Annotated in this window: 20 protein-coding genes and 1 pseudogene; 14 read left to right on the top strand and 7 right to left on the bottom strand. The window is 66.9% G+C overall.

Translation table 11 applies throughout. The features are described 5' to 3' along the window. Window positions 1–336: 336 nt before the first annotated feature. The 4 genes and pseudogenes from M2319_RS18870 (at window position 337) to M2319_RS18855 (ending at window position 4,878) form a co-directional block, all read left to right on the top strand. Window positions 337–1,845 (top strand): glucan biosynthesis protein, encoded by a 1,509-nt coding sequence (locus M2319_RS18870; protein ID WP_264603017.1) that lies wholly within the window; start codon window positions 337–339, stop codon window positions 1,843–1,845. Beyond that, window positions 1,842–2,210 carry a hypothetical protein gene (locus M2319_RS18865; protein WP_264603016.1) on the top strand — a complete coding sequence of 123 codons (369 nt, stop codon included), beginning with the start codon at window positions 1,842–1,844 and terminating at the stop codon, window positions 2,208–2,210. The genes M2319_RS18870 and M2319_RS18865 overlap by 4 nt, the downstream gene beginning before the upstream one ends. Before the next feature lie 21 nt (window positions 2,211–2,231). Beyond that, a pseudogene (mdoH, locus tag M2319_RS18860) lies at window positions 2,232–4,088 on the top strand (glucans biosynthesis glucosyltransferase MdoH); the annotation flags it as partial. Window positions 4,089–4,170: 82 nt separating this feature from the next. After that, window positions 4,171–4,878, top strand: coding sequence for a glutathione binding-like protein (locus M2319_RS18855; RefSeq protein ID WP_264603015.1), 708 nt, complete (start codon window positions 4,171–4,173; stop codon window positions 4,876–4,878). A gap of 75 nt (window positions 4,879–4,953) precedes the next feature. On the opposite strand, the gene M2319_RS18850 is transcribed toward M2319_RS18855, so the two are convergent. Continuing rightward, window positions 4,954–5,418 (bottom strand): DUF2147 domain-containing protein, encoded by a 465-nt coding sequence (locus tag M2319_RS18850; RefSeq protein ID WP_264603014.1) that lies wholly within the window; start codon window positions 5,416–5,418, stop codon window positions 4,954–4,956. Between the two features lie 449 nt (window positions 5,419–5,867). Here M2319_RS18850 and M2319_RS18845 point away from each other — a divergent pair, with 449 nt between their 5' ends. Next, window positions 5,868–6,137, top strand: a complete 270-nt coding sequence (locus M2319_RS18845; RefSeq protein ID WP_184443369.1) for a hypothetical protein — start codon at window positions 5,868–5,870, stop codon at window positions 6,135–6,137. Between the two features lie 71 nt (window positions 6,138–6,208). On the opposite strand, the gene paoC is transcribed toward M2319_RS18845, so the two are convergent. The 3 genes from paoC to paoA are packed head-to-tail and all read right to left on the bottom strand — an operon-like array spanning window position 6,209 to window position 10,003. Next, window positions 6,209–8,389, bottom strand: a complete 2,181-nt coding sequence (paoC, locus tag M2319_RS18840) for an aldehyde oxidoreductase molybdenum-binding subunit PaoC (protein WP_264603013.1) — start codon at window positions 8,387–8,389, stop codon at window positions 6,209–6,211. Window positions 8,390–8,393: 4 nt separating this feature from the next. Further along, window positions 8,394–9,344 carry an FAD binding domain-containing protein gene (locus tag M2319_RS18835; protein WP_264603012.1) on the bottom strand — a complete coding sequence of 317 codons (951 nt, stop codon included), beginning with the start codon at window positions 9,342–9,344 and terminating at the stop codon, window positions 8,394–8,396. Continuing rightward, window positions 9,341–10,003, bottom strand: coding sequence for an aldehyde dehydrogenase iron-sulfur subunit PaoA (gene paoA, locus M2319_RS18830; protein ID WP_264603011.1), 663 nt, complete (start codon window positions 10,001–10,003; stop codon window positions 9,341–9,343). Before paoA ends, M2319_RS18835 begins: the two co-directional genes overlap by 4 nt. 394 nt (window positions 10,004–10,397) lie before the next feature. On the opposite strand from paoA, the gene M2319_RS18825 reads away from it, so the two are divergent. Beyond that, the gene (locus tag M2319_RS18825; protein ID WP_264603010.1) at window positions 10,398–11,399 is read left to right on the top strand and encodes an NAD(P)H-binding protein; all 1,002 of its coding nucleotides are present in this window, start codon (window positions 10,398–10,400) and stop codon (window positions 11,397–11,399) included. A gap of 59 nt (window positions 11,400–11,458) precedes the next feature. Beyond that, window positions 11,459–12,307 carry an oxidoreductase gene (locus tag M2319_RS18820; RefSeq protein WP_264603009.1) on the top strand — a complete coding sequence of 283 codons (849 nt, stop codon included), beginning with the start codon at window positions 11,459–11,461 and terminating at the stop codon, window positions 12,305–12,307. Between the two features lie 75 nt (window positions 12,308–12,382). On the opposite strand, the gene M2319_RS18815 is transcribed toward M2319_RS18820, so the two are convergent. The 3 genes from M2319_RS18815 to M2319_RS18805 all read right to left on the bottom strand — a co-directional run bounded on the left by M2319_RS18815 (window position 12,383) and on the right by M2319_RS18805 (window position 13,974). Continuing rightward, window positions 12,383–12,610 carry a tautomerase family protein gene (locus M2319_RS18815; protein ID WP_264603008.1) on the bottom strand — a complete coding sequence of 76 codons (228 nt, stop codon included), beginning with the start codon at window positions 12,608–12,610 and terminating at the stop codon, window positions 12,383–12,385. A 97-nt stretch (window positions 12,611–12,707) separates the two neighbouring features. After that, window positions 12,708–13,490: an SDR family NAD(P)-dependent oxidoreductase gene (locus M2319_RS18810; RefSeq protein WP_264603007.1), complete on the bottom strand. Its 783-nt coding sequence runs from the start codon at window positions 13,488–13,490 to the stop codon at window positions 12,708–12,710. A 103-nt stretch (window positions 13,491–13,593) separates the two neighbouring features. Beyond that, window positions 13,594–13,974 carry a DUF2255 family protein gene (locus M2319_RS18805; protein WP_264603006.1) on the bottom strand — a complete coding sequence of 127 codons (381 nt, stop codon included), beginning with the start codon at window positions 13,972–13,974 and terminating at the stop codon, window positions 13,594–13,596. 355 nt (window positions 13,975–14,329) lie between these two features. Here M2319_RS18805 and M2319_RS18800 point away from each other — a divergent pair, with 355 nt between their 5' ends. The 7 genes from M2319_RS18800 to M2319_RS18770 all read left to right on the top strand — a co-directional run bounded on the left by M2319_RS18800 (window position 14,330) and on the right by M2319_RS18770 (window position 21,121). After that, window positions 14,330–14,950 carry a hypothetical protein gene (locus M2319_RS18800; protein ID WP_264603005.1) on the top strand — a complete coding sequence of 207 codons (621 nt, stop codon included), beginning with the start codon at window positions 14,330–14,332 and terminating at the stop codon, window positions 14,948–14,950. Then, a complete protein-coding gene (locus tag M2319_RS18795; protein WP_264603004.1) occupies window positions 14,934–15,314 on the top strand; it encodes a transcriptional regulator in 381 nt (126 codons plus the stop codon). The genes M2319_RS18800 and M2319_RS18795 overlap by 17 nt, the downstream gene beginning before the upstream one ends. A gap of 216 nt (window positions 15,315–15,530) precedes the next feature. Beyond that, the gene (locus M2319_RS18790) at window positions 15,531–16,343 is read left to right on the top strand and encodes a di-trans,poly-cis-decaprenylcistransferase (protein WP_264603003.1); all 813 of its coding nucleotides are present in this window, start codon (window positions 15,531–15,533) and stop codon (window positions 16,341–16,343) included. 95 nt (window positions 16,344–16,438) lie between these two features. After that, on the top strand, window positions 16,439–17,974 hold the full coding sequence (gene bchE, locus M2319_RS18785; RefSeq protein ID WP_264603088.1) for a magnesium-protoporphyrin IX monomethyl ester anaerobic oxidative cyclase: 1,536 nt from the start codon (window positions 16,439–16,441) through the stop codon (window positions 17,972–17,974). A 174-nt stretch (window positions 17,975–18,148) separates the two neighbouring features. Then, window positions 18,149–18,862: a DUF4129 domain-containing protein gene (locus M2319_RS18780; RefSeq protein ID WP_264603002.1), complete on the top strand. Its 714-nt coding sequence runs from the start codon at window positions 18,149–18,151 to the stop codon at window positions 18,860–18,862. Continuing rightward, the gene (locus M2319_RS18775) at window positions 18,859–20,175 is read left to right on the top strand and encodes a hypothetical protein (RefSeq protein ID WP_264603001.1); all 1,317 of its coding nucleotides are present in this window, start codon (window positions 18,859–18,861) and stop codon (window positions 20,173–20,175) included. Before M2319_RS18780 ends, M2319_RS18775 begins: the two co-directional genes overlap by 4 nt. Beyond that, window positions 20,165–21,121: an AAA family ATPase gene (locus M2319_RS18770; RefSeq protein ID WP_264603000.1), complete on the top strand. Its 957-nt coding sequence runs from the start codon at window positions 20,165–20,167 to the stop codon at window positions 21,119–21,121. Before M2319_RS18775 ends, M2319_RS18770 begins: the two co-directional genes overlap by 11 nt. Window positions 21,122–21,139 lie beyond the last annotated feature (18 nt).

Genomic DNA, 21,139 nt, shown 5'->3' with positions numbered 1-21,139 from the left:
CCGGTTTTTCGGGGGCGCGGCCGCCCGCCGCAGCGCGCGCCGCTCCTTTCGCAGCGCAGGCGGCAGCAATCTCGAAATCCGTCACCCTGTTGTAATGAAACCGGATTTCACTATATGGCACTGCAACAATTTAGCTCGCAAAGAATCGGAACCAAATCCGTGTTCCGACGTTCTGCTGGTACTTCGTTTCGTGTTTTCGCCGCATTCTTGGCTCTACGCTAGTGGCTGCAAGGGGCTTTCAACCCCTGCTTGGGCGAAATTTAGTCGGGGGTGTTACTGATGGACCGTCGCCGGTTCCTGCAGTCCAGCGTTAGCTTTTTGAGTCTGGCCGGGGGCATGTCGCTCCCGCTTTCCCATGCATGGGCGGCCACGACCAGGCCGGAGGCCGGCGAGGCCTTCTCGTTCGATATCCTGACCGAGCACATGCGTGCAAAGGCCAAGGAGGCATGGAAAAAGCCGGAATCGCCGTTGCCGGAAAAGGTGCAGTCGCTCACCTATGACCAGCACCGCGCGATCCGCTTCCGTCCCGACCATTCCCTGTGGCGCGGTACCGGCGCGCGCTACCAGCTCCAGGCCTTCCATCCCGGCTGGCTGTTCAAGCAGCCGGTGACGATCTACGAGGTGCGCGACGGACGGGCCGATCCGGTCGCCTTTTCCGGCCACGATTTCCGCTACGACGCGCCGCTCGACGAGACCGAGTTCGACAATTTCGAGATGCCGGGCGTTGCCGGCTTCCGCCTGCACTATCCGCTGAAGCGGCCGGACTATATGGACGAGGTCGTCGCGTTCCTCGGCGCCAGCTATTTCCGCGCCCTCGGGCGGCAGTCGGTCTACGGCCTGTCGTCGCGCGGCCTTGCCATCGACACGGCGTCGTCGGAGCCGGAGGAGTTTCCTGCCTTCACCGCGTTCTACATAGCCCCGCCGGGCGTCGACGAGCGCACCATCCGCCTGTGGGCGAGCCTTGAGAGCCCGCGCGTCACCGGCGCCTATGCTTTCGAGATCACGCCGGGCGATGAAACCGTCGTCGACGTCACGGCCCGACTCTTTTTCCGGAACCGGATCGACCGTCTGGGTGTTGCCCCCCTGACGAGTATGTACCTGTTCGGGGAAAACGACGACCGTGGCTTCGATGACTACCGCCCCGAAGTGCATGACAGCGACACGCTGGTCATCCTCAACGGCAATGACGAGCAGGCCGTCCGGCCGCTGCGCAATCCGGGATCGCTGCGCGTCAGCTTCTTCCGCGTCGCCAATCCCAAGGGCTTCGGCCTTGCCCAGCGCGACCGCGAATTCGGCAACTACCAGGACCTTGAGGCGCATTACGAACGGCGCCCGACGGCCTGGATCGAGCCGCTCAACGACTGGGGGCAGGGCCGGGTGGTCCTCGCCGAAATCCCCAGCGACAGCGAGACCAACGACAACATCGTCGCCTTCTGGCAGCCGGCCAAGGAGCCGGAGGCGGGCGACGAGAGGGAATACCGCTACCGCATGCGCTGGGGCGACCGCACCGGCGCCACCGACCTTGCCGAGGTCATCGCGACCCACACCGGGCACGGCGGCGTCGCCGGCCTGGAGATCGACCCGGAAATGCGCAAGTTCGTCGTCGATTTCCGCGGCGGCGTGCTTTCCAACCTGCCGACGGATGCGGCCGTCAAGCCGCATCTGGAGGCTTCGAACGCCGAGATCGTTTCCACGGTCGTCCAGCGGATGCCGCATGACGACTGCTGGCGCCTCATCGCCGATGTGCGCCGCTCCAGCGACGATCCGGTGGAATTGCGTGCCTATCTGACTTTCGAGGACGCTCGTTTGAGCGAAACCTGGCTTTATCAATGGAGTGTAGAATGACCCTTCTGGAGATTGACACCCCGCCCGAGACCGATGTCGCCCGTCTTCCCGACGCGGCAGAGCGGACCGAAGCGGTCGCTTATGGTGTCTGGCTCGCCCGGCTTGGCCGCGGTGACCTGGCGCCGTCTGCGGCCCCGGAGATGATCCACGACGCGGCCGGCCGCCTCGGCCTTGAGGACGTCGACGCCTATGCGGTGGCGACCGGTACTGCCGAAGACGGCACCATCAGGGCCATCGAGGCGGCGCTCGACATGCCGCCGCCGCGTGCGCCGATGGTGATGCCGGCCCAGGAACTCGGCTGGCAGCCGCGGGAGATTTCCGTTCCGGTGCTGTCCTGGCGCCGCATCCGGGTGCGCGCCCGCTAAGGCGCGCATCTCCCATTCAGACATCAGGACTTCAGGACCACCGTGCGCGCCCCGTTCCAGCCGACGCCAGAACCCATTTCGATCCACATCCGTCGCCTCGGCGCGGTCGTGCTGACCGTCGTGTTGACGGCGATCGCCATGGGGCTGTTCCTCGACGTCGTCGCCTCCGACGGGTTCGACGTGCTCGATGCCGTGCGCGTCGTGCTCCTGGCGGCGACGACCGGCTGGCTCGCCTGGGGCGCCTGCACCGCTTTCCTCGGCCTCATCTTCCCGATGGAGCCGCGCAAGATGCCCGACGACTGGGACGGCCCGCAGCAGCGCGTGGCCGTCCTGATGCCCATCTACAATGAGGACGCTTCGGCGGTTTTTGCCAACGTGCTCGCCATGTATGAGGAGATCCGCGCGAGCGGCCATGGCGACGCGTTCGATTTCCACATCCTGTCCGACAGCACCAACGAGGAGCGGGCCGCAGAGGAGCAACGGCTCTATCGCGACGTGCTGACCCGGTTCGGCGCCGGCAACCGCATCTTCTATCGCCGCCGTACGGAAAACAGCGGCCGCAAGGCCGGCAACATCAAGTCGTTCGTGACGACCTCCGGCGGCGCCTACGGGTCCATGCTGGTGCTCGACGCCGACAGCGTCATGAGCGCGGAAACGATCCTTGAAATGGTCCGGCGCATGGACGCCGACCCCAAGCTCGGCCTGTTGCAGACCCTGCCGGTCGTCACCGGCCAGTCGTCGCTGTTCGGCCGCGCGCTGCAGTTCTCCGCCGCCCTCTACGCGCCGATCTTCACCCGCGGCATCGCCGCCCTGCAGGGCCGCCAGGGCCCGTTCTGGGGCCACAATGCGCTGATCCGCATCGAGGCCTTCGCCGGCTCCTGCGGCCTGCCGACCCTGCCCGGAAAGCCGCCCTTCGGCGGCGACGTCCTCAGCCACGACTTCGTCGAGGCCGCCCTCCTTGCCCGCAACGGCTGGAAGGTCCGCGTCGATCCCGACCTCGGCGGCTCCTATGAGGAAGCCCCGGCCAACCTTCTGGAATACGCCAAGCGCGACCGCCGCTGGTGCCAGGGCAACTTGCAGCATTCCAAGATCATCGGCACGCCCGGCATGCCCTATTGGAGCCGCACCTCGCTGGTGCAGGGGATCCTCTCCTATCTCGCCTCGCCGATGTGGGCGCTGTTCCTGATCGCCAGCCTGATGGCCGTCATCGTTGCGCCGGCGCCGGTCTATTTCCCGATCGAGGGCAGCGGCCAGCCGGTGTTCCCGCAGCCGGAGCGCAACAAGGCGATCATCCTGGTGCTCGGCATCATCGCCCTTTTGGTGCTGCCGAAGGCGCTCATCGTCTGGCGCGGCCTCGTCCAGGAGAACCTGAAGCCGTTCGGCGGCAAGGCGGCGATGGCCTCCAGCGCCGTCATCGAACTGGTGCTGTCCAGCATCGTCGCGCCCATCAACATGATGTTCCAGACCCGCTCGGTTCTGCAGGTGCTCAGCGGCCGCGACAGTGGCTGGCCGGCGGCCAACCGCTCGGACGGCTCGGTCGGCCTGTGGACCGGCCTGAAGGCCACCTGGTGGATGATGCTGACCGGCACCGCGGCGATGGCCGTCGCCTGGTTCTTCGCCCCCAAGCTGCTGGTCTGGCTGTGGCCGGTGGCGGTGCCGCTGATGCTCGCCCCCGTCGTCATTTCGCTGACCGCCGCGCCTTCCGTCGGCCGCGCCGCCGCCAGGGGCCGCGTCCTGCTGACCCCGGCCGAAACCGGGCCGGAGGCAGTCCTCGGCCGGGCGCGTGCGCTCCACCAGGTGCTCGCCGGCGCCGGCCCGCTCGCGGTCGGTGAGGAGACCGGCGCTCCCGCAAGGGTGATGGAGGAAACGGCGGCCTGAGGCTGGAAATGTCATCGTCCCCCGCTATCCTCTGCCGCTGAACGCGCCGCACGGCGTGGCTGGACATAAGGGGACAGGGACGATGCAGCAGACGACACCGATCGAGCTTTTCTACTGGCCGACGCCGAACGGATGGAAGATCTCCATCATGCTGGAAGAGCTCGGCGCGCCCTACAATCTCAACCTGATCAATATCGGCCAGGGCGACCAGTTCAAGCCGGAGTTCCTGGCGATCTCGCCGAACAACCGCATGCCGGCGATCATCGACCCGGAAGGCCCGGATGGATCGCCGATCTCGGTCTTTGAGTCGGGCGCGATCCTCCTTTATCTCGGCCGCAAGTTCGGCCGGTTCTACCCCGCCGACGAGCGCGGCCGGGTCGAGGTCGAGCAATGGCTGATGTGGCAGATGGGCGGGCTCGGCCCGATGGCCGGCCAGGCCCACCACTTCCGTCAATACGCGCCGGAAAAGGTGCCTTACGCCATCGACCGCTACACCAACGAGGTCAACCGGCTTTACGGCGTCATCAACAAGCACCTCGCCGACCGGGAATACCTCGCCGGCGACTATTCCATCGCCGACATGGCGTCACTCGGCTGGATCCGTCCCTACGAGAACCAGGGCCAGGACATTGACGACTTCCCGCACCTGAAGCGCTGGTTCGAGGCCATGAACGCCCGCCCGGCCGTGCAGCGCGGCCTGGCGGTCGGCAAGGCGGAGCGGGAAAAATTCAATCTCTCCGCCGACAAGGGCGCCCAGTCGGTGCTGTTCGGTCAGCGCGCGCGGGACTGACACCCACGCCCGAGGCAAGAAAAAAGGAGCGGTGCCGGGCGCCGCTCCTTGTCTTTTTGTCGTTATTTTCCGTGATCAGTAGCCGTTGACGCGCTGCCAGTATTCGTCCTGGCAGATCGACGGCGCCTTCTTCAGACAGGCCGTCAGCTTCATGCGGCCGTCGCCGACCAGCGTGATGGTCGGTGCCATCCTGAGGCCGTGCTTGGGATGGTAGGCACGGCCCTTCCACTCGTTCGGACCGGTCTTGACGACCTTGCGCATGATGCGCGCGCCGAGGAGCTTGCGGTCGCGGCGATCCGGGTTCGGGTGGTTGACGTCCCGCACTTGCGGACCCGGCACGCCGTCCTGGGCGTCCATCTCCACGATGTCGCCGCAGATGCCGGTGGCGCAGGTCGTGACCTCCACGGTGGCGCCGTGCGGCGTCTTCCAGAAGCCGAGGATGGCGTCGTCGCCCCGTTGCGCGAGCGCCGGCGACAGCGACAGCGCGCCGAAAAGCGCGGCGGCGGCCAGGACGGCGGTGGAGGCGGTGCGTGCGATCATGTCGGTATCTCCGCAAGTGTAGGAGGATGTCTGGGGGGCAACGGTCCGTTGCTCTGTCGGGCCGGACCCTAGGGGCCGGGCCATGAACCGGCCATGAACCGGATGATCAGCTTTCTTGCAGACAAAACTGTGGCGGCACCGGCGGCGTCCTCGGGCGATGGCCGGCGAAAAAAAACGTCCCCGCCGGCGGGGTTCATCGTTCGATGTTTAACAGTCGGTTTCAGGTATTGCTCGAATTGAATCGGCAAGGCCTTGAGTCCTTTCGGCTTTCCGGCGATTCAATCTGAATCCATCGTAAATTTTACGAAGCATTTTAGGTTTGTTTTTCAAAAATTAAGCTCAAAGATTAACCCGTGATTCAAGGGCCTTGGGCACACTCACCCCATCAAACGCGGGCAGAAGCCCAATAGAAGCGACATCGAGAACTGATGAAACGGGAGTAGTGTTCGATGGCTCGATTTGAAATCAACAGTGCCGACCTTGCCGCGATGGGTCACGACGATGCCAGCGGCGACATCTTCTTCCGCCTCGGCATGATGTGCTCCATCGGCCGCGAGGCCGAGCCGGATCTCGTCTCCGCCCACAAGTGGTTCAACCTGGCGGCGATGAAGGGCAAGCGCGAGGCGGTGCAGTATCGCCAGGAGGTCGCCGGAGAACTGTCGGCCGCCGAGATCGCCGACGCCCAGCGCTCGGCCCGCGAGTGGCTGCGCACGCACTGACACAACAAGAGGGCGCCCGCCGACCGGCGAACGCCCCCCTTGTCTATCGTTGCACCTGGTGCAGCGAGCGATCAGACGGCCGGCATCCGGTCGATCATCTTGTCCAGCGTGACCGGATAGTCGCGCACACGCACGCCGGTGGCGTTGTAGACCGCATTGGCGACCGCAGCGGCAACGCCGCACAGCCCTAACTCGCCGACGCCCTTGGCCTTCAGCGGCGACGATATCTCGTCGACCGTGTCCAGGAAGATCACTTCCTGCTCGGGGATGTCCGCATGGACGGCGACCTCGTAGCCGGCAAGGTCGTGATTGGCGAACATGCCGCGACCCGTATCCAGCGCCATTTCCTCAGACAGCGCCGCGCCGACGCCCATGGTCATGCCGCCGATCACCTGGCTGCGCGCCGTGATCGGATTGAGGATGCGCCCGGAATCGGCGACCGCCACCATGCGCCGCACGCGAATCTCGCCGCTGCCGCGATGGACCGCCACCTCGACGAAATGGGCGCCGAAGGTGGCCAGCTTGTAGCCCTTCTTGAAATCGCCGAATGTCATGGTGTCCTCCGCGACGATCTCGCCCTCAAGGTCGGCAAGCGCCGTGTCGGTGTCGCCGGCAATGACCCGGCCGTCGCGGAATTCCGGGTCCTCGACCTTCAGTTGCTCGGCGATCTTTTCGCGCAGCGCCAGGCACGCGGCATAGACGCCGGCGGTGGAGCTGGCCGCGCCGAACTGGCCGCCGGAGCCGGACGAGACCGGATAGGCGCTGTTGCCGAGGCGCATTTCCACGTCCTCGACCGTCAGGCCCATCACCTCCGCCGCCGTCTGGGCGAGGATGGTGTAGGAGCCGGTACCGATGTCGGTCATGTCCGTCTCGACGACGAGCTTGCCGCCCGAAAGCCGCACCCGTGCGCCGGAGTTCAGCGTCGGCGCGCCGCGATAGGCGCCGGCCATGCCGTGGCCGATCAGCCACTGGCCCTCGCGCTTGCCGGCAGGTGTCCGGTTGCGGTCCTGCCAGCCAAAGGCCTCGGCGCCGCGCTTCAGGCATTCCACGAAATGCCGCTCGGAAAAGGGCTGGTCCGGATCGGACGGGTTGACCTTTGTGTCGTTGACGATGCGGAACTCGACCGGGTCCATCTCCAGCGCCTCGGCCATCTCGTCCATCGCGACTTCCAGCGCCATCAGTCCGGAGGCTTCGCCGGGCGCGCGCATGTCGGAGGCCTCCGGCAGCGACATCTCGATGATGTGGTGCTGCACCCGGCGGTTGGGCGCGGCGTAGAAGAACGGCGTCTGCGCCGTTGCGTTCTCGCCGCGCCCGCCCGGCAGGGAGTGCGAGGCGACCTCGTGCCAGATGCCGGTCAGCTTGCCGTCGGCATTAGCGGCGAGGCGGATGCGCTGGACGGTGGCAGACCGGTGGGTGGTGTTGTTCATCATGAACGGCCGCGGCAGGGCCAGCTTGACCGGCGCCTTGGCCGCGCGCGAGCCGATGGCGGCCAGCACCTCGTCGGCCCGCAGCCACAGCTTGCCGCCGAAGCCGCCGCCGACATAGGGGCTTTCCACGCGGATGGTGTCAGGGTCGATGTCGAAATTGGTGGCCAGCGACTGCCGGTTCCATTCGATCATCTGGTTCGAGGTCCACACGGTCATCTCGCCGCCGTCCGACCAGTCGACGATCGCCGCATGCTGCTCCATCATCATGTGGCTCTGGGACGGGGTGCGGTACATCTGGTCGACGACCGCCGCGGCGCTTCGGAAGGCGCCCTCCACGTCGCCGACGAGGGTGCCCGGCTCGCCCGATCCCTGAACGCGCTCGAAGGCAGCGTCGAGATCGAAATCGGCCGGATCGCCTTCCTCATACTCGGTCTTGATGAGGGCGGCAGCGGCGCGCGCCTGCTCGAACGTATCGGCAACGACGACGGCGATGGCCTGGTGGTAGTGCTCCACCTTGTCGCCGCCGAAGAGGCGGGCAACGTTGTAGTTCCAGATGCCGAGCGGCTCGATGTCGAGGGTGGTCACGACCGCGCGCACGCCGGGCGCCGCCCTGGCGGCTTCCGTCTCCATGCTGAGGATGCGCCCGTGCGAGATGGCGCTGCCGACGGGATAGCCATAGAGCTGTTTCGCGACCACGTCGTGCCGTTCATAGGCGTAAGGCGCGGTTCCCGTGACCTTCAGCGGCCCGTCGACCCGGTGGAGCGGCTTGCCGACCACGCGGGCGGTGTCGAAGAGGTTCTTTCCTGCCGGTTGATTGAACTCCATGGGATTACTCCTCTGCCAGCATGGCCGCGAGCGTGCGCTCGGCCAGGGTGATCTTGAAGGCGTTCTCTTCCGTGGGGCGGGCACCGTCGAGGAGCTTCGCCATCACCGCGCGCGCGCCGTTCGGCAGCTCCGCGTCGGCCTCAGGGGAACGCCAGGGCTTCGGGGCGACGCCGCCGAGCGCGACACGTCCGCTGCCGTCCGGCTGGCGGATGAGGGCGACCGAGACGAGCGCAAAGGCGTAGGACGCCCGGTCGCGCACCTTGTGATACTTCTGTTCGCCGCCGACAGGGGCGGGCAGCGTCACTGCGGTGATCAACTCGCCGGGCAGGAGCGACGTCTCCTTGTCGGGCGTGTCGCCAGGAAGGACGTGCAGGTCTTCCAGCGCGATGCGGCGCGTCATGCCGGTCGGCGTCACGGTCTCCACCGTGGCATCGAGCGCCCGCATGGCAACGGCCATGTCGGAGGGGTGCGTCGCGATGCAGGAATCGGACGTGCCGATGATGCCGAGCTGGCGCGAGAACGCACCTTCGGAGAGCGCCGCACAGCCGGAGCCGGGCTCGCGCTTGTTGCAGGGCTGGGCCGGGTCATAGAAATACGGGCACCGCGTGCGCTGCAGCAGGTTGCCGCCGGTCGTCGCCTTGTTGCGAAGCTGGCCGGAGGCGCCCGCGGCGATCGCCCGCGTCAGCAGCGGATAGTCACGGCGGATGCGTTGATCGGCGGAGAGCGCGGTGTTCGTCACCAGCGTGCCGATGCGCAAGCCACCGTCCTCGGTCTCTGTGATCTCGTCGAGGCCGAGCCCGTTGACGTCGATGATGTGCACCGGCGCCTCGATCTCAAGCTTCATGAGGTCGAGCAGATTGGTGCCGCCGGCGAGGAATTTTGCGCCCTCGACCTCGGCGGCGCGGGCCGCGGCCTTGGCCGGATCGGTCATTTTTTCGTAGGAAAAGGCTTTCACGACTGTTCCTCCGCGACCTGGGTAATTGCGGCAAGGATGTTGGAATAGGCGCCGCAGCGGCAGATGTTGCCGGACATGCGCTCGCGGATCTCCGCATCGGTGAGGGCGATCGCGGCGGTCAGGTCGTCGGTGACGTGCGAGGGAATGCCGGCCTTGATTTCCTCAAGCACGGCGCGGGCCGAGGTGATCTGCCCTGGCGTGCAGTAGCCGCACTGGAAGCCGTCATGCTCCAGGAACGCGGCCTGCATCGGGTCCATGTTGTCCGGCGTGCCGATGCCCTCGATGGTCTCGATCTTGTCGCCGTCATGCATGGCGGCAAGGCTGAGGCAGGAATTGACGCGGGTGCCGTTGACCGTGCAGGTGCAGGCGCCGCACTGGCCGTGGTCGCAGCCCTTCTTGGTGCCGGTGAGGTGCAGATGCTCGCGCAGCGCATCGAGCAGCGTCGTGCGGTTGTCGAGGGTCAACGCGTGCTTTTCGCCGTTGACGGTGAGCGTCACGGTACTGGTCTCCGGGCCGACCGGGGCAGCACCGCCGGAACCGCCCGTTGCGGCGTTCGCCTTGTCGACGCCGAAGCGGCCGAGGGCAGCGGTCACCGCGCCCGCCGCCGTTCCGGCGAGCAGGGTCCGGCGCCGGAGCTCGAATTGGATGGGTGGGCTCATGGAAAGTCCTTCCTGTCGGTCCGCGTCATTCAGACGGATGCATATGTAAAAGGGTAGGGTGCCCGCCCGGTGTCTGTAGTTCTGCCTGGCTCATTGCACTTATCGATCTCACTCATGGAACCGGACATGGCGCCGAGCGTTTAAAAGCATTGGAATGCGTCCGGCGCCCGCCGGGATGCCGTTTTCCGAGCCGTCCCATTCATGAGCGGCATTCATCTCTCAATGCCATTTGCCGCGCCTACACGGCGCCGCAAGGCGGTATTATCTGTGCTTCAGACGATTTCTCCGGATGGCGGAAGGCGGCTCGCGCTGTGTGCGGAACGCATTTGCGGCCTGCTTGCGGCGGTTTGAGGCCGCTCCTGCCGAAACGGAAAGCCAGAAAGGGAGACCCGACATGAGCAACAGCGACAAGACCCTTTGCGTCGTCGGCGCCAGCGGGCTCGTGGGCTCGCACATCGTCAAGGCGGCGCTGGCGGCCGGCTACCGCGTCAAGGGCACGCTCAGGAACGCCGCAGACCCGCAAAAGGCGCCCTACCTGATGGCGCTGCCCGGCGCGGCGGAGCGATTGGTCCTCTATTCCGCCGACATGGCGACGAGCGCCGACTTCGACGCGCCGCTTGCCGGCTGCGACGCCGTGTTCATCGCCTGCCTCGTACCGATCTATGCCGGCCGCGACGGCACGCCGGCCCGCGAGATGGACGAGGATCGGGGCTGGTCCGAGATCATCCGGCCGATCGAGGACGGCTGCCTCAACATCATGCAGGCCGCCGACCGGCAGGGCGTCAAAAATGTCATCGTCTGTTCCTCGACCAGCAGCACCAATCCGCGCGAGCCGGTGGCGGTGAAGAACGAGATCGACCACCCCTCCGACCTCCAGCACCAGCTTTCCCAGAAGAAGTACACGGCGGCAGAAAAGACCGTGATGGAGGCCTCGGCCAAGGCCTTTGCCGAGGAGCACGGCCAGCGGCTGGTGATCTTCCTGCCGACCATGATGCTGGGCCCGACCATCCTTCCCGAACATGCGAACCGCTCCTTCCACAAGGCGCTCGCCGATATGCTGGAGGGCAAACAGGGCTGGCACGACCAGGTGCCGGCCGGCTCCATGTCCGTCTCGCATCTCGACGACGTGGCGGCGTTGTTCCTGGCCGGCTATGAGAACCGTGATGCCTCCGGGCGCTATTTCGCGGTCTATGACAGTTGGCCCTGGCGCGACATCTACGCCGAGATCGCCAAGGACGTTCCCGTTTCGGCGCTGCCGGCCCCTCTTAAGGGCGAGCCGGAGACGCCGACCGGGTTCGACTTCACGCGCCGCGACAGCCTCGGCGTCACCCTTCGCGACATTCCGACGACGCTGAAGGAGACGCTCGACTGGCTGAAGACCAAACCCTTCGGCTGAGGCGGAGATTGCCGCCAACGCCCTTCTTCCCAAGACCCCGACATTTGAAAGGACTCATTATGTCGACAGACAAACCCGTATGGTTCGTCACCGGTTGCTCGACCGGTTTCGGCCGCGAAATCGCCAAGCTGCTGCTCTCGCGCGGTTTTCCGGTGGCGATGACTGCCCGCCGCCTTGAGAGCATCGCCGACCTCGTCGAAGGCAACGAGGACCATGCCCTTGCCCTCACACTCGACGTCACCGACCCGGCGATGATCGACAAGGCCGTTGCCGACGCCGAAGCCCGTTTCGGGCGCATCGACGTTCTCGTCAACAATGCCGGCTACGGCTATTTCTCGGCCATCGAGGAGGGTGAGGACGCGGAGATCCGGCGCCAGTTCGAGACCAACGTCTTCGGCCTCAACACGCTGACCCAGAAGGTGCTGCCGGGCATGCGCGCCCGCCGCAGCGGCCACATCTTCAACTTCTCCTCCATCGGCGGGCTGATCGCCTATCCGGCGCTCGGCTACTACAACGCCACCAAATTCGCCGTCGAGGCGCTGTCCGAGGCGCTGGCGAAAGAAGCCGCGCCGCTCGGCATCAAGGTGACGATCGTCGAGCCGGGCGGGTTCCGCACCGACTGGGCCGGCCGCTCCGTCATCGAATCCAAGACCGTCATCGACGACTATGCCGAGACCGCCGGCGCCCTGAGGAAGGGCCTGAAGGAAGGCTCGGGCCACCAGGACGGCGATCCGGTGCGCCTGGCCGCGGCCGTCCTCACCGCCTATGAGGCGGAAAACCCGCCGCTGCGGCTCTTGATGAGCGCGCAGGCCTATGGCCGCGCCATGGACCGCCTGGAGGAGCTGCGCGACAACTTCGAGACCTGGAAGGACCTGACGCTATCCACGGACTATCCCGAAGGCGAATAGGTCGGGCCGCACGGTCCATTGGACAAAAAGAAAGAGCCGGGCGACATCCCTGTCGCCCGGCTCTTTTCGTTCCCGCTACATCCGGTAGCCGGGCTTCTTGTAGAGACGTTCCGGAAACGCCTCGATGTCCGGATCGAAGACGTCCTCTTTCCAGCGTTCCGCCGGGACCTCTTCGATGGCGACCGAGACCGGGTCCCGGCCGTAATCGAAAATCTCCATGACGTTCCTGGTGATGGCTTCCGCCAGGCGCCTCTTCTGGTCCTCGCTCTTGCCGGGCCAGGCCTTGACGATGACGTGGGGCATGGGTGGGGTTCTCCTCAATGAAAGGCCGGGCCTGGCGTGCCGCCGGGCCCGGTCCGTGGGCAGGGGTGTTCGTGTCGGGCGGGAAAGCCCGACCGCATTACAGGAAGGCGCCGTTGTCGACCTGGATGACCTGGCCGGTGACGGCCTTGCCCATCTCGCTGGCAAGATAGAGCGCGGCATAGGCCTGGTCGCGCGGTTCGGTCATCGGCACGGTGGTGTTGGTGTATTTGTCGGAGAATTCCAGCATCACGTCGCCGCCTTCCTGCTCGCCGGCGGCCCAGGCGCGCGCGGCGTCCGTGTCGGTGACGCCGGGGGCGATCGCGTTGCAGCGGATCCTGGTGCCGGATAGGCGGATGGCGATGTTCTTGGTCATCGTGTTGAGGCCGCCCTTGGTCGAGGTGTAGGCGACGCCGCAGATCGGCAGGGTGCCGTTGACCGAGGAGACGTTGATGATCCGGCCCTCGTTGCGCGGCATGAAGTGCTTCACCGCCTCGCGGCAATAGCGGAACGGGCCGACGAGGTTCAGTTCCATGATCTTGGCGAAATGCTCGTCGCTCGCCTCCTCGATGGCGACCATGTCGCCGGAGCCGGCATTGTTGACGAGGATGTCGACCTGGCCATAGGCCGAGATCGCCTCCTTGAAGACGCGCGCGGGCGCTGCCGGGTCGGCGGAATCGGCGATGATGCCGATGGCCTTGGCCCCCTTGGCGCGGATGCCTTCCACGGCCTTGTCGAGGCGCTCCTTGCCGCGCGCGGTCAGCACCACATTGGCGCCTTCCTCGGCAAAGAGCTCGGCAATGGCAAGGCCGATGCCCTTGCTGGCGCCGGTGACGATGGCGGTTTTGCCGTCTAGGAGGTTCTTCATCTGAGGTCCTTTCATGTGCAATTCCGACGGGTCCGGCGATGCGGTCTCTTCCGGCGCCTGTCGCGCGCCGGTTGCCGGAGTCCAGAAAATGTCTGTTGGGTCTCGGCCGGTGCTGCGCTCAGCGCTCGGTGTCGCGCGGCAGCACCTCGACGGTGGCGGCGCGGGTGCGCTCCGAGATCATCGGCGGCAGGTAGCGGCTGTCGGGGTATTTTGCGCGATAGGCTGCGTCGATCTTGTCGTTGAGGGCGGCGTCGGCGGGCGCGAAGGCGACGTCGAGAGTCGTACCATCGACCTTGATGGCGCCGGCCTTCTGTTCCATCGCGGCTTTGTACCAGCGCGATTTCCGGCCGTTATACGGCCGAACATAGAGCGAGCCGCCGACGGTGACGAACCAGATATAGGTCGGCGTGCCGAGCGTCTCGCCGTCCTTGCGGAACGGCGCGATCCGGAAATCCCCGGCCTTGGCGATCTCGTCCAGTTGCTGTTTTTCCCAAGCCATCTTGAACTCCTGTCATGCCGCAAGGCCCGGCGCCGATCCGGCGCTTTGCCCCTTGGATGTCTGGAGCGGCCTTGGCTTTGTGATTGTTTCTATTGATGTAAGTCGCCGGAGCGGGCGGCATTAGGCCGCGCAGGATGCAGACGCTCATGACGGACATTCATAAGTCCGTGCCGTTTTCCCGAGGCAGGGGATGATGGCGCGGGAGGGTCGAGGGCCGCCCGTCTGCGACGTCGGCGAAAACACGCAACTGCCCCGGGCGCCGCTTTTTCGCCCGGCCTGCAAGATCGCCCTTGCCAATCTTTGGAGTGACGTGTACTTTGCATTATAAAGTTATTTGCACCTGCGTGGGATCGGCATGGGCGAATTCGACAAGGCCTTGACGGACATTGCCAATATCCGCAGCCAGCTTGCCGCCGGCACGCTGTTTCGCGGCTTCGGCCCTGCGGTGATCGCGACGACCGGCGGGCTGGCGCTCGTCGCTGCCGTTGCCCAGGCGACCTGGCCGGCAGCGCTCGCCGACGATCCGGTGCGGTTCGTTGTCTGCTGGATCGTCGTCGCCGTCGTTGCGGCGGCGCTCGTCGGCGTGGAGATGTTTGCGCGCTCCCGGCGCCTCCATGGCGGCATGGCCGATGCGATGATCCTTGCCGCCGTCGAGCAGTTCCTGCCGGCCGGGGTCGCCGGCGCGGCGGTGACCGCGGCGGTGCTGAAATACGCGCCCGACTCCATCTGGATGCTTCCCGGCCTCTGGCAGATCCTTGTCGCGCTTGGCCTTTTCGCCTCCTTGCGCAGCCTGCCGCGCTCCATCGGGCTCGCTGGCGCCTGGTACCTCGTTGCCGGGATCGCGGTCTTCATCCTCGCAAGCACCAGCCGCGAGCTTTCGCCCTGGATGATGGGCGTCCCCTTCGCCCTCGGCCAGGGCCTGATGGCGATCCTCTTACGCAGCGCCAATGGAGGCGACGATGGCCAAGCGATCTGAGGACGCGCCCTTTGCCTATGACGGGCTCGACCGGGTGTTTCACGAAAAGGCTAGGCTCGGCATCGTCACGTCGCTGGTCGGCCACCCGAAGGGGCTGGCCTTTTCCGACCTGAAACAGCTTTGCGGCCTCACCGACGGCAATCTCAGCCGCCACATCCAGGTGCTGCAGGACGCCGGGCTGGTCGCCGTCCACAAGGGCTATGAGCGCAATCGCCCGCACACCAGGTGCGAACTCACCGACCTCGGCCGCAAGCGTTTCGCCGACTATCTGGCCGTGCTGGAACAGGTGGTCAGGAACGCGGCCGACGCCGCGGAACGCAGCAACGAACCCGATCCGGGCAAGCTCGGACTGAAGCCGGTCTGAAGACTCTCTGAGGAGGGTAGCCGGGACGAAGATACACGCAACGACAGACCGCCTGAGACAGGCGGCGCCAGAAGCGTCTGAAGGCAACGCGCTTCGGCGCATCGGATCTGGACAAACGCAACGATCCGATGCGCCAACGACAAGAGAAAGGGCAGGGGGTGCGCTTCACCGCGGACGCGCCGCGTTCGGGGTGTTTTTTTGGAAAGGAGCTTTGCAATGCAAAGTTATTTACGCAAAAGAGACCACGTCGCCGTCATCATGGACGGCAACGGCCGCTGGGCCCTGCAGCGGGGCCTGCCGCGCCCATACGGCCATGTGGAAGGCGTCAACGCCGTGGAAGCCGTCGTCCGTGCCGCGCCCGACCTCAACATCGGCACCCTGACGCTCTATGCCTTTTCGTCGGACAACTGGCAGCGGCCGGCGGCGGAGGTCGATGCGCTCTTTGAGCTGTTCCGCCAGTATTTCCGCACCCGGCGCCCGGACCTCATCGACAATGGCGTCCGCCTGACGGTGATCGGCCGGCGCGACCGCCTGCCCGAAGGCCTTGCGGACGAGATCGCCGGGCTCGAAGCCGATACGAGGGCCGGAAGACGCCTGCACCTGCGGATCGCCCTCGACTACTCCGCCCGCCACGCTATCCTCGAGGCGGCATCGTCGGCGCGAGGCGACACGCCGCTCACCCCGGAGACCTTCGCGCGCCATCTCAAGGGCGGCGTCTCCTGTCCCGACGTCGACCTTCTCGTCCGCACCAGCGGCGAGCAGCGGCTGTCCGACTTCCTGCTCTGGGAATGCGCCTACGCCGAACTCTATTTCACCCCCTGCCTCTGGCCCGACTTCGGCGCCGAGGAGCTGGCAACGGCGATGCGTGACTACCGCCGCCGCAACCGCCGCTTCGGTGGCCTCGCCGAGCAGCCCTGTCGCGAAACCGTCGCTTCACACGAACGGCATGGCGGCGCTTGCGATGGTGCACCGGTGCGGGGTCATGTCCATCCGGCAGGCCAAGAGGCGATGGCAGGAGGTGCGGAATGACAAACCTGTACCCCGCCCGCTCGGTGTGCATGGCGCAGACACCCGCGCTTCGAGAGGCCTCGCCGGCGCCCTCAGGGCATGCGGGTATGCCCGTCCTGCGCATCCTGCTCATCAACGTCACGCACCCGGCCATCGGCAGCCGCATCCCGGACGACCACCTGCCGCCGCTCGGCCTGCTTGCCATCGGCGGCCCGCTGATCGACGACGGCCACGAGGTGCGCCTGATCGATGCCGACCTTGCGCCGACGCCGACCCGGGCGCTCGTCGAGGCCGTGGTCCATTTCGATCCCGACATCGTCCTGTTCGGCCATTCCGGCTCGACCTCCGGCCACCCGGTCATCGCCGAGGTCGCGGCAGCGGTTGCACGGGCCCGCCCGGACATCGCCATCGTCTATGGCGGCGTCTACCCGACCTACCACTGGCGCGAAGTCCTGCTCACGGAACCCCATGTGACGGCGATCGTCTGCGGGGAGGGGGAGGAAACCACCCGCCGGCTCGTCCGGGCGATGGCGCAGCGCCAGCCGTTCGACCATCTGCCCGGACTGGCGTTCCTCAGCGACGGCCGGCCGGTGCGCACCGCTCCGGCGCCGCTGATCGGCAATCTCGACGCCTACCGGATCGGCTGGGAGCTGATCGACCACGCGCGCTACAGCTATTGGGGCGGGATGCGCGCCGTCGTCGCCCAGTTCTCGCGCGGCTGCCCGCACCAGTGCACCTATTGCGGCCAGAACCTCTTCTGGAAGCGCTGGCGGCACCGGGACCCGGTCGCCTTTGCCAGGGAACTGGCCCGGCTGCACCGCGAGGAGGGGGTCAAGGTCATCAACCTCGCCGACGAGAACCCGACGTCGTCGCGCCGCGCCTGGAAGGCGTTCCTGGAAGCGCTCATCGCCGAGGACGTCGACCTCACCCTCGTCGGCTCGACCCGCGCCGGCGATATCGTCCGCGACGCCGACATCCTGCACCTCTACCGGAAGGCCGGCGTCATCCGCTTCCTGCTCGGGCTGGAAAACACCGATGCGGCCACCCTTGAGCGCATCAGGAAGGGCTCGACCACGGCGACCGACCGCCAGGCCATCCGGCTGCTGCGCCGCCACGGCATCATCTCCATGGCGACCTCGGTCGTTGGGTTCAGGGAGGAAGCGGACCGGGACTATTGGCGCATGCTGCGCCAGTTGCTCGCCTACGACCCCGATCAGGTCCAGATCCTCTATGCGACCCCGCATCGCTGGACGCCCTATTTCGACGAGGAGGCGGACCGGACCACCATCCAGCCCGACCAGCGCCGCTGGGACTACAAGCACCAGGTGCTGGCGACGCAGCAGATGGCGCCCTGGCGGGTTCTCGTCTGGGTGAAATTCATCGAAGCGGCCCTGCAGTGCCGGCCGAAAGCGCTCTGGCGCACCTATCTGCAGCCGGACCGGGAGCAGCGCCACGCGATGCGCTGGTACACCGCCATGGGACGCCGCGTCTGGCCCTATGAGATCGTCTCCTTCTTCCGCGAGCGTCGCATCAGGGACGGACCGTCGCTCCGGGCCTTCTGGACCCGCACGCCGGGGCGGCAGGTCGCGGAACGGCCGGAAGGCCTTCCTGTCCAGGAAATGCCGGCCCCTCGGATGTCGCAGCTTCCCTGAGCAAATGACGCCGGGCCGCGCACCTGCCGCGGCCCGCTCTTGCCCCGTGCCTTGTTCCGGATCGGCGGTGCGTTCTATAACGCCGCATTGACCACCGCGCATGTCCGGGCAACGCTTGAGGACCTGTCCGAACGGGATCGCGGCCGACCAGTGTCTCAGCAATCGGAGTTCGGGATGCGACCGCGCGTTGCGCTCATCCTCTTTGTCGCGGTTGTCCTTCATGCATCCGCCGTGGTTGCGCAGGAGGTCGTGCAGCCGAGCCGGGAGATCACCGAGTCCGGGTCCGCCTACCTGAAGTCCCTGCGGCTGCGGGGCATCGATACCGACGCCGTCTACTACGATCCGTTCGGCCCGCGTCCGCCGCTGGAAACGAGCCAGCAGCCGGAGCCCCCGTCGAAGGAGTGGACGGCCGGGGACTGGAGCGCTCCGCGGATCATCGTCGTCGTGGTCACGGCGTCCATCCTCGCGGCCCTCGGCTATCTGCTGGCCCGCTATGGCGGCGGCATCTCCGTCTCACTGCGCCAGGAGGCGGCGAATCCCGGGCGATCCCGCCGCCGGGCGCGCGGCGGCGAGGAGAGCGAGGCGGAGCCCGTGCCGGGCACGCTTGAGGCATTGCTGCGGATCGCCGACAGGCGCCGCGCCGTCATGCTGCTGGCGCAGTCGGCCCTTCTGCGGGTGCTCGGCGCCCACGGCGTCCTGCCGCAGCGAAGCTGGACTGCCCGGGATGCCCTCAGCCACATTCCCGCCGGCCAGGCCCATCTGGACGCGCTCCGCGCGCTGGTCTTTGCCAGCGAGCGGGTGCATTTCGGCGGTCGCGACGTCAGCGAGGGCGAGTTCGACGCGCTTGTCGAAGACATCAGGCCGCTGTTCGGGGCGACCGGCCCATGAGCGCGACAACCATCACCGGCCGGCCCCGGGGGCCGCGCGCCGAGACGGTCCTGATCGCGGTCTTCGTCGTCCTCGTCGTCGGCATCGTCGGCTACGGGCTCACGCTGCGGCAACAGGCGCTGCGCAGCTCAACGACCGGGTTCGACGGCCTGCAGGCGTGGCTCTCCTCCGACGGCCTCAGCGCGCAAGGGTTCTCCGGCGGCTGGCAGATCGACCAGAGCACCATCGGCCTCCTGGTGCTGCCGATCTACGACACCCGGCCGGACAAGGCGCGCCCGACGCCGGAGACGAGCGAGCAACTGCTCCTCCAGCAGGACGAGAACGACCTGACCTACACTGTCATCCGCGACAAGGCGCGCCGGGTCGATGCCCTGATTGCCCTGCCGAAATGGCGCAGCGCCATGCGCCTGGAGCGGCTCGGCCACCCCCTGCTGCGTGTCGAGCCGTCCCGCCTGGAGGCCATGCTGCGGCAGTTGATCGGCGCCCGCACGGCCCGGATCACCTATTCGAACCGCGCCTTCACCGGCTTCCGCTACGGCACGGAGGCGGGCAGGGCGCTGACGGCGGAGGTCTACGCGGCCCAGCTGTTCGACGCTCCCGGCTGCAAGCCGATGATCGGCCGGCCCGGCGCCATGCTCCTCGCCGACTGTCCGCTGGCGGCGAGGGACGGCAAGCGGCGCGTCCTGATCCTCTCCGATCCCGACCTTCTCAACAATCACGGCCTGCGCCTCGGCGACAACGCGTTCATCGCCAGGAACCTCTTCCGGCAGCTTGCGGGCGATCGCAACATCGTCATCGACTACAGCCTCAGCAACTGGCTGCACGCCCCCCGCGATGCCGCAAGGCGCGAGCGGAGCTGGGCCGACCTCAAGCGCTTCTTCTCGCCGCCCTTCACGCTTCTCTGGCTCGGCGCGGCGCTTACATTCGCCCTGTTCCTGTGGCGCGGCGCCCGGCGCTACGGCCCGGTCAGGGCCGGCGGCGGCGGCCTCGGGGCGAGCAAGACCGTGGCGATCGCCGCCCGGGCACGCCTGATGCGCCTTGCCGACCAGGACGGCGCCATGGTCAAGGACTACGCAAGGGCCCGGCTCGCGGCGACGGCCGCCGCCATGGTCGGTCCCGCCGAGGGGCATCGCATTGCGGGAAGCGATGCGTTCCTGAAATATCTGCGCCGCCGCCATCCGGCTTATGCCGAGCCGCTGGCCGCCGCGCTCTCCGCCATCGACGCGCTGCCCCAGCGGGTCGGCGCCAACGAAGCCATGCAACATGTCGACAGACTGGAACGGATATTGGAGCAGATAACGCATGACACCTGACATGCTTCGCGAGCGGGCGGAGGCCCTGCGCGCCGAGATCGGCAAGGTGGTCCTCGGCCAGGAGGACATTATCGAACTCCTCCTGGTGGCGCTGTTCGCGCAGGGCCACGTGCTTCTGGAAGGACCGCCGGGCACCGCCAAGACGCTGCTGGCGCGCTCCTTCGCCGCCGCCCTCGACCTCGATTTCGGGCGCATCCAGTTCACGCCCGACCTGATGCCGGGCGACGTTCTCGGCACCTCGATCTTCAACTTCCAGACCAACGATTTCGTGCTCACCAAGGGGCCGGTGTTCAGCCAGATCCTGCTCGCCGATGAGATCAACCGGGCACCGCCCAAGACCCAGGCCGCGCTGCTGCAGGCCATGAACGAGCGCATCGTCAGCATCGACGGCACCGACCACGCGCTCGGCTCCGAATTCATCGTCGTCGCCACCCAGAACCCGATCGAGCAGCAGGGCACCTATCCGCTGCCGGAGGCGCAGCTCGACCGGTTCCTGTTCAAGCTGGTCATCGATTTCCCGCCCCAGGACATCGAGATGGCGATCCTGCAGCAGCACGCCGCCCAGCCGATCGATGTGGGGACGGAGCCGACCGGCCTGGACCAGGTCATCGGCGCCGGCGAATTGGCGGAAATCCGGTCTGCGATCGATGCCATCATCCTCGACGACGACATCCTCGCCTATATCCTCCGGCTGGTGCGCGCGACCCGGGAAAGCGCCGACATCGCCTTCGGCGCCTCGACGCGCGCGGCCGATGCGATGGCCGGTGCCGCGCGCGCCTTTGCGGCGCTGAACGGGCGGGACTTTGCTATCCCCGATGACGTCAAGCGGCTGTTCGTGCCGGCGCTGCGCCACCGCATCGTGCTCGGTCCCACGGCCGAGATCGAGGGCCGGCACCCGGCCCAGGTGCTTGAGAACATCCTCAACCAGATCGAGGCCCCGCGCTGATCCGTCCCGCCCCCAGAC

Origin of the sequence: Rhodobium gokarnense (assembly GCF_025961475.1) — a bacterium.
GTDB classification, from domain to species: Bacteria; Pseudomonadota; Alphaproteobacteria; order Rhizobiales; family Rhodobiaceae; genus Rhodobium; species Rhodobium gokarnense.
Note: the sequence above shows the minus strand (reverse complement) of the source record. Positions and strands in the feature narration are given on the sequence as shown.

Excerpts from the sequence above, each read along its gene's own strand:
- M2319_RS18870 (WP_264603017.1), top strand. The coding sequence starts at position 337 with ATGTCGCTCCCGCTTTCCCATGCATGGGCGGCCACGACCAGGCCGGAG.
- M2319_RS18865 (WP_264603016.1), top strand. The coding sequence starts at position 1,842 with ATGACCCTTCTGGAGATTGACACCCCGCCCGAGACCGATGTCGCCCGT.
- M2319_RS18855 (WP_264603015.1), top strand. The coding sequence starts at position 4,171 with ATGCAGCAGACGACACCGATCGAGCTTTTCTACTGGCCGACGCCGAAC.
- M2319_RS18850 (WP_264603014.1), bottom strand. The coding sequence starts at position 5,418 with ATGATCGCACGCACCGCCTCCACCGCCGTCCTGGCCGCCGCCGCGCTT.
- M2319_RS18845 (WP_184443369.1), top strand. The coding sequence starts at position 5,868 with ATGGCTCGATTTGAAATCAACAGTGCCGACCTTGCCGCGATGGGTCAC.
- paoC (WP_264603013.1), bottom strand. The coding sequence starts at position 8,389 with ATGGAGTTCAATCAACCGGCAGGAAAGAACCTCTTCGACACCGCCCGC.
- paoA (WP_264603011.1), bottom strand. The coding sequence starts at position 10,003 with ATGAGCCCACCCATCCAATTCGAGCTCCGGCGCCGGACCCTGCTCGCC.
- M2319_RS18825 (WP_264603010.1), top strand. The coding sequence starts at position 10,398 with ATGAGCAACAGCGACAAGACCCTTTGCGTCGTCGGCGCCAGCGGGCTC.
- M2319_RS18820 (WP_264603009.1), top strand. The coding sequence starts at position 11,459 with ATGTCGACAGACAAACCCGTATGGTTCGTCACCGGTTGCTCGACCGGT.
- M2319_RS18815 (WP_264603008.1), bottom strand. The coding sequence starts at position 12,610 with ATGCCCCACGTCATCGTCAAGGCCTGGCCCGGCAAGAGCGAGGACCAG.
- M2319_RS18810 (WP_264603007.1), bottom strand. The coding sequence starts at position 13,490 with ATGAAAGGACCTCAGATGAAGAACCTCCTAGACGGCAAAACCGCCATC.
- M2319_RS18805 (WP_264603006.1), bottom strand. The coding sequence starts at position 13,974 with ATGGCTTGGGAAAAACAGCAACTGGACGAGATCGCCAAGGCCGGGGAT.
- M2319_RS18800 (WP_264603005.1), top strand. The coding sequence starts at position 14,330 with ATGGGCGAATTCGACAAGGCCTTGACGGACATTGCCAATATCCGCAGC.
- M2319_RS18795 (WP_264603004.1), top strand. The coding sequence starts at position 14,934 with ATGGCCAAGCGATCTGAGGACGCGCCCTTTGCCTATGACGGGCTCGAC.
- M2319_RS18790 (WP_264603003.1), top strand. The coding sequence starts at position 15,531 with ATGCAAAGTTATTTACGCAAAAGAGACCACGTCGCCGTCATCATGGAC.
- M2319_RS18780 (WP_264603002.1), top strand. The coding sequence starts at position 18,149 with ATGCGACCGCGCGTTGCGCTCATCCTCTTTGTCGCGGTTGTCCTTCAT.
- M2319_RS18775 (WP_264603001.1), top strand. The coding sequence starts at position 18,859 with ATGAGCGCGACAACCATCACCGGCCGGCCCCGGGGGCCGCGCGCCGAG.
- M2319_RS18770 (WP_264603000.1), top strand. The coding sequence starts at position 20,165 with ATGACACCTGACATGCTTCGCGAGCGGGCGGAGGCCCTGCGCGCCGAG.